The organism is Nocardioides sp. (assembly GCF_031397825.1).
Taxonomy (GTDB): domain Bacteria; phylum Actinomycetota; class Actinomycetes; order Propionibacteriales; family Nocardioidaceae; genus Nocardioides.
In genome coordinates this window covers 1-4919 of record NZ_JANNML010000099.1, presented here as the reverse complement: position 1 = coordinate 4919, position 4919 = coordinate 1, and the positions used below count along the sequence as shown (strand labels likewise).

General features: G+C 69.2%; 7 protein-coding genes. 3 read left to right on the top strand and 4 right to left on the bottom strand.

Annotated elements, in window-relative coordinates:
* Positions 1 to 914 (bottom strand): cbb3-type cytochrome c oxidase subunit I (locus RMN98_RS08750; RefSeq protein ID WP_397209190.1); only part of this gene is annotated, 914 nt, incomplete at its 3' end.
* Positions 911 to 1786 carry a cytochrome c oxidase subunit II gene (gene coxB, locus RMN98_RS08745; protein WP_309648428.1) on the bottom strand — a complete coding sequence of 292 codons (876 nt, stop codon included), beginning with the start codon at positions 1784 to 1786 and terminating at the stop codon, positions 911 to 913. The genes coxB and RMN98_RS08750, both read right to left, overlap by 4 nt.
* Before the next feature lie 93 nt (positions 1787 to 1879).
* Between coxB and RMN98_RS08740 the strand changes: the two genes are divergently transcribed.
* Both RMN98_RS08740 and RMN98_RS08735 read left to right on the top strand, forming a co-directional pair.
* Positions 1880 to 3022 carry an aminotransferase class V-fold PLP-dependent enzyme gene (locus RMN98_RS08740; protein WP_309648427.1) on the top strand — a complete coding sequence of 381 codons (1143 nt, stop codon included), beginning with the start codon at positions 1880 to 1882 and terminating at the stop codon, positions 3020 to 3022.
* Complete coding sequence (locus tag RMN98_RS08735) at positions 3019 to 3312, top strand: sulfurtransferase TusA family protein (RefSeq protein ID WP_309648426.1); 294 nt, start codon at positions 3019 to 3021, stop codon at positions 3310 to 3312. Before RMN98_RS08740 ends, RMN98_RS08735 begins: the two co-directional genes overlap by 4 nt.
* Before the next feature lie 19 nt (positions 3313 to 3331).
* Here RMN98_RS08735 and RMN98_RS08730 read toward each other — a convergent pair whose 3' ends face one another.
* Positions 3332 to 4312, bottom strand: a complete 981-nt coding sequence (locus tag RMN98_RS08730) for a carbohydrate kinase family protein (RefSeq protein ID WP_309648425.1) — start codon at positions 4310 to 4312, stop codon at positions 3332 to 3334.
* A gap of 63 nt (positions 4313 to 4375) precedes the next feature.
* On the opposite strand from RMN98_RS08730, the gene RMN98_RS08725 reads away from it, so the two are divergent.
* Positions 4376 to 4606 carry a hypothetical protein gene (locus tag RMN98_RS08725; protein WP_309648424.1) on the top strand — a complete coding sequence of 77 codons (231 nt, stop codon included), beginning with the start codon at positions 4376 to 4378 and terminating at the stop codon, positions 4604 to 4606.
* Positions 4607 to 4700: 94 nt separating this feature from the next.
* Here the strand turns inward: RMN98_RS08725 and RMN98_RS08720 are convergent.
* On the bottom strand, positions 4701 to 4919 hold a 219-nt coding region (locus RMN98_RS08720), incomplete at its 5' end, for an iron-sulfur cluster assembly accessory protein (protein WP_309648423.1).

Below are 4919 nucleotides of genomic sequence, written 5' to 3'. Positions count from 1 at the left end.
ACCGCGACCGAGAGGATCGCGATGCCGAGCGTGGCGCCGACCAGGCCGACGTAGCCGAAGATCGGCTTGCGGCTGAAGACCGGCAGGATCTCGGTCACGATGCCGAAGAACGGCAGCTCGATGATGTAGACCTCGGGGTGCCCGAAGAACCAGAACAGGTGCTGCCACAGGATCGCGCCGCCGTGGGCGGTGTCGAAGACGTGGGCACCGAGCAGCCGGTCGGCCTCGAGCGAGAGCAGCGCACCGGCGAGCACCGGGAAGGCGATCAGCACGAGAAGGCTGGTGACCAGGGTGTTCCACACGAAGAGCGGCATCCGGAACATCGTCATGCCCGGCGCGCGCATGCAGATGATCGTGGTGATGAAGTTGACCGCACCGAGGATGGTGCCGAGACCGGCCATCCACAGGCCCATGATCCACAGGTCACCACCGACGCCCGGCGAGCGGACGGCGTCGGACAGCGGGGTGTAGGCGAACCAGCCGAAGTCGGCCGCGCCCTGGGGCGTCAGGAAGCCCGAGGCGGCGATGAGGCCACCGAACAGGAACAGCCAGTAGCTGAACATGTTGAGTCGCGGGAACGCGACGTCGGGCGAACCGATCTGGATGGGCATGATGACGTTGGCGAAACCGAAGAACAGCGGCGTCGCGAAGAGCAGCAGCATGATCGTGCCGTGCATCGTGAAGAGCTGGTTGTAGAGCTCGTCGTTGACGACCTGGCTGCCGGGGAAGGCCAGCTCGGAGCGGATCAGCATGGCCATGAGGCCGCCGACCATGAACCACACGAACGACGTGATCAGGTAGAGCTTGCCGATCAGCTTGTGGTCGGTCGTGGTCATGATCCGAACCAGCTGCTGTCCCAGCGGCTTGCGAGGAGCGACCTGCACGTCGGTCGGGCGTGGTGCGGTGGTGGTCACGGTGCGGCCTCCTCGGCGTCAGTGGGCTCCAAGCCGATCTGGGTGTCGGCGTACGAGCCGCCGAGGATCGGCTCCTCGGCCGCGGAACCCGCGTCCTCGAGTCCCTGCAGGTAGGCGTCGTAGTCGGCTCGGGAGACGACCTCGACGTTGAAGAGCATCCGCGAGTGGTAGACCCCGCAGAGCTCGTAGCACTTGCCGGCGTAGGAGCCGATGCGCTTGGGCGTGACCTGGTAGTGGTTGTCCTGGCCCGGCATGACGTCCATCTTCATCAGGAAGCCGGGGACACCGAAGTCGTGGATCACGTCAGGGGTGTGGAGGTTGAAGCGCGTGGTCTCGTCGACCGGCAGCACGAGCGTGGGGATCGTGTTGCCGTCGCCGCCCTCGTAGACGTACTGGTCGTCGTAGGGGTGGTTGAAGGTCCACGTCCACTGCTGACCGACGACCTCGATGGTGTTGTCGGCCGGCGAGTCGTCGAGGACCTCGTTCTGGACGCGCACGGTGTGCGAGAAGAAGACGACGACCATGACGATCGGGAAGATCGTGTAGAAGATCTCGAGCGGCAGGTTGTAGCGCGTCTGCACCGGGATCTCGTCGTCGCTGCGACGACGGAACTTCACGACGGCGTAGAAGATCAGGCCCCACACGAAGACGCCGGTGATCAGGGCCGCGATCCACGCGCCCTGCCACAGCTCCAGGATCGACTCGCCCTCGACGGTGGCGGGGTCTGGCATGGCCAGACGCTCCCACTCCCCGGAGGACTCGGAGGAGCACCCGGTGAGGGCGATGAGGCTGATGCCGAACAGGGCGAGGAGCGTCATCCGGCGGCGGAACTTGCCGGATCCATCCCTGCGCTCGGGGAGTTGCAGACTCACTTACGAGCCTTCCTCTCAGGCGGTCACGATTGCTCTACAGAGTATCTGAACGCAGGCTGAGATCCCCGCGCGGGGCACCGCTAATGTCGCGGTGTGACAAATGCCGCGCAGGGGTCCCCCACCCCGCCGCCGCGCTACCTCGACTCGGCCTCCTCCGAGCCCCTCCACCCGGCCGCGCGCGAGACCCTGCTGGCCGCGCTCGACCAGGGGTACGGCGACCCGCGGCGCCTGCACCGACCGGGTCGCAACGCCCGCCTCCTGCTCGACAACGCGCGAGCCGTGGTGGCCGAGGGGCTCGGGGTGCGACCCGACGAGGTCACGTTCACGTCGTCCGGCACCGACGCGGTGCACCGCGGACTGCTCGGTCTGCACCGGGCCCGTGCCCGAGTCGGTCGGCGCATCGTCCACACCGCGGTCGAGCACTCCGCGGTGCTCCACGCGGCGACCTGGGCCGGTGACGAGCACGAGGCGGTCGCGGTGGACGCCCACGGTCGTGTGCTCGTGGCGGAGCTGCTCACCCGCGCCGAGGGTGCAGCCGTGGTCGCGGTGCAGGCCGCCAACCACGAGGTGGGGACGACCCAGCCGGTCACGGAGGTGGCCGACCGGCTCGACGGCGTACCCCTGTTCATGGACGCGTGCGCCTCGGCGGGGCGCACCCCGCTCCCGCACGGCTGGTCGGCGGCCGCTGCCTCGGCGCACAAGTGGGGCGGCCCGGCCGGGGTGGGGGTCCTGCTGGTCCGCAAGGGTGTGCGCTGGTCCAGCCCCTTCCCCCACGACGACCGGGTGGACGACCGGTCCAGCGGCTTCGAGAACGTGCCTGCTGCGCTGGCAGCCGCGGCCTCGCTCCAGGCCGTCGTCGCGGAGCGCGAGGCCGTCAACGCCCGCCACGCCGCACTCGTCGACCGGGTGCGCGCCGCCGTGGCCCGCATCCCCGACACCGATGTCGTGGGCGACCCGGTCGACCGGCTCCCCCACCTGGTGACCTTCTCCTTCCTCTACGTCGACGGCGAGGCGCTCGTGCACGCCCTCGACCGACGCGGCTTCGGCATCGCGAGCGGGTCGGCGTGCACGGCCTCGACGTTGGAGCCGAGCCACGTGCTCGCCGCGATGGGTGCCCTCACCCACGGCAACGTGCGGCTCTCGCTCGGCCGTGACACGACCGAGGCCGACGTCGACGCCTTCCTCGAGGTGCTGCCCGGTGCCGTGTCCGACGTCCGTGCGGACGTCGGCCTGTGACCGGCACCCCCGAGGAGGTCGACCCCGAGGAGGTCGACCCCCAGGACGTCGACCCCCAGGACGTCGCCCTCGAGCTCGACTGCCGCGCCTTGATGTGCCCGCTGCCGATCATCGAGCTGGCGCGTCACGTCGGCGACGTCGCGGTCGGCGACGTGATCGCCGTGGTGGCGACCGACGTCGCAGCGCGCCACGACGTGCCGGCCTGGTGCCGCATGCGCGGACACGACTTCCTCGGCGAGGACAGCGCCGCCGACGGCGCTCCGCGTTTCCGCGTACGACGCGTGGCCTAGCTCGGCGGACCGCTCCGGGTCAGAGGTGGGCGGCCACCTCGTCGGCGGCCTCGGAACCGTAGGACTCCTCGAGGCGCGCCACGAACTGCTCGTGGGTGAAGGAGTACTCCTGGGTGCCGACCGTCTCGACGACGTAGGCGGCCAGGACGCAGCCGACCTGGGCCGCGCGCTCGAGGCCGAGGCCCCAGGCCATGCCGGCGAGGAAGCCGGACCGGAAGGCGTCGCCGACCCCCGTGGGCTCGATGGCGGTGACGTTCTTGGCGGCGGAGACCTCGACGGTCTCGAGCTTCTCCCCGGTGATCCGGACACCCTGGGCGCCCAGCGTGGTCACCTGGAAACCCACGCGAGACAGGATCTCGTCGGCCGACCAGCCGGTCTTCTGCTCGATCATGTGCGACTCGTACTCGTTGGAGAAGAGGATCGCGGCGCCGTCGATGAGGTCGCGGATCAGCTCGCCACCGGAGAAGGCGAGCTGCTGGGAGCAGTCGGAGATGAAGGGGTAGTCGCGCTGGCGGCACTCGTGGGTGTGGCGCCGCATCGCGTCGGGGTCGTCCGCGCCGATCAGGACGTACGCCGGGGCACCGACGCGCTCCACGATCGGGGCCAGCTCGATCTGGCGGGCCTCGCTCATCGCGCCGGGGTAGAACGACGCGAACTGCGCCATCGTCGAGTCGGTCGTGCAGACGAAGCGCGCGGTGTGGAGAGTCTGGGAGATGTGCACCGAGTCGCAGTCGACGTGGTGGCGCTCCAGCCAGGACCGGTAGTCACCGAAGTCCTCGCCGGCCGATCCGACGAGCACCGGGCGCAGCCCGAGGCGCCCGAGACCGAAACACATGTTGGGGGCGACTCCCCCGCGCCGGATCTCCAGGTCGTTGACGAGGAACGAAACCGAGAGCTTGTCGAGCTGCTCGACGACCAGGGAGTCCTCGAACTTCCCCCCGAAGGTCATCAGGTGGTCGGTGGCGATGGAACCGGCGATGAGGAGAGACCCAGACGTCATGGCACGGAACACTACCGACGGGTACTGCTGGGGCTACGCCCGAGTAGCCAATAGCGTCGCAGCATGACGCCGTACGAGGACCTCGCCAGCCCCACCGACATGGCCGCCGACTGCCGGGCCGCCGGCCGCAACCTCGGCCTCGAGACCCGCCTGGAGCAGGCCGCCCGCAGCGCCGTCGGCCCCGTCCCCAGCATCCACTTCGACGAGTTCCCCCGCGAGGTGCCCAAGCGGGAGATCCGCATCTCCGACGCCGCGGCCCGCCTGGCCAACGCGTTGCACCTGCACCTCGATTGATCGATCTGTCCACCGCACGATGCAGAACGCCCCCGACGGGATCCGTCGGGGGCGCTGCTGTGGTGCTTTCAGGCTGCTTGCCGGCTCACTGCGATCAGTGGAAGCTGTCTCCACAGGCGCACGAGCCGGTCGCGTTGGGGTTGTCGATGGTGAAGCCCTGCTTCTCGATCGAGTCGACGAAGTCGATCATCGCGCCGTTGAGGTAGGGCACGCTCATCCGGTCGACGACCACGTTGACCTCGTCGAAGGACGTGACGACGTCACCGTCGAGGGTGCGCTCGTCGAAGAAGAGCTGGTAGCGCAGGCCGCTGCA

Coding starts and splice junctions, on each gene's coding strand:
- RMN98_RS08730 (WP_309648425.1), bottom strand. CDS start 4,312: ATGACGTCTGGGTCTCTCCTCATCGCCGGTTCCATCGCCACCGACCAC.
- RMN98_RS08725 (WP_309648424.1), top strand. CDS start 4,376: ATGACGCCGTACGAGGACCTCGCCAGCCCCACCGACATGGCCGCCGAC.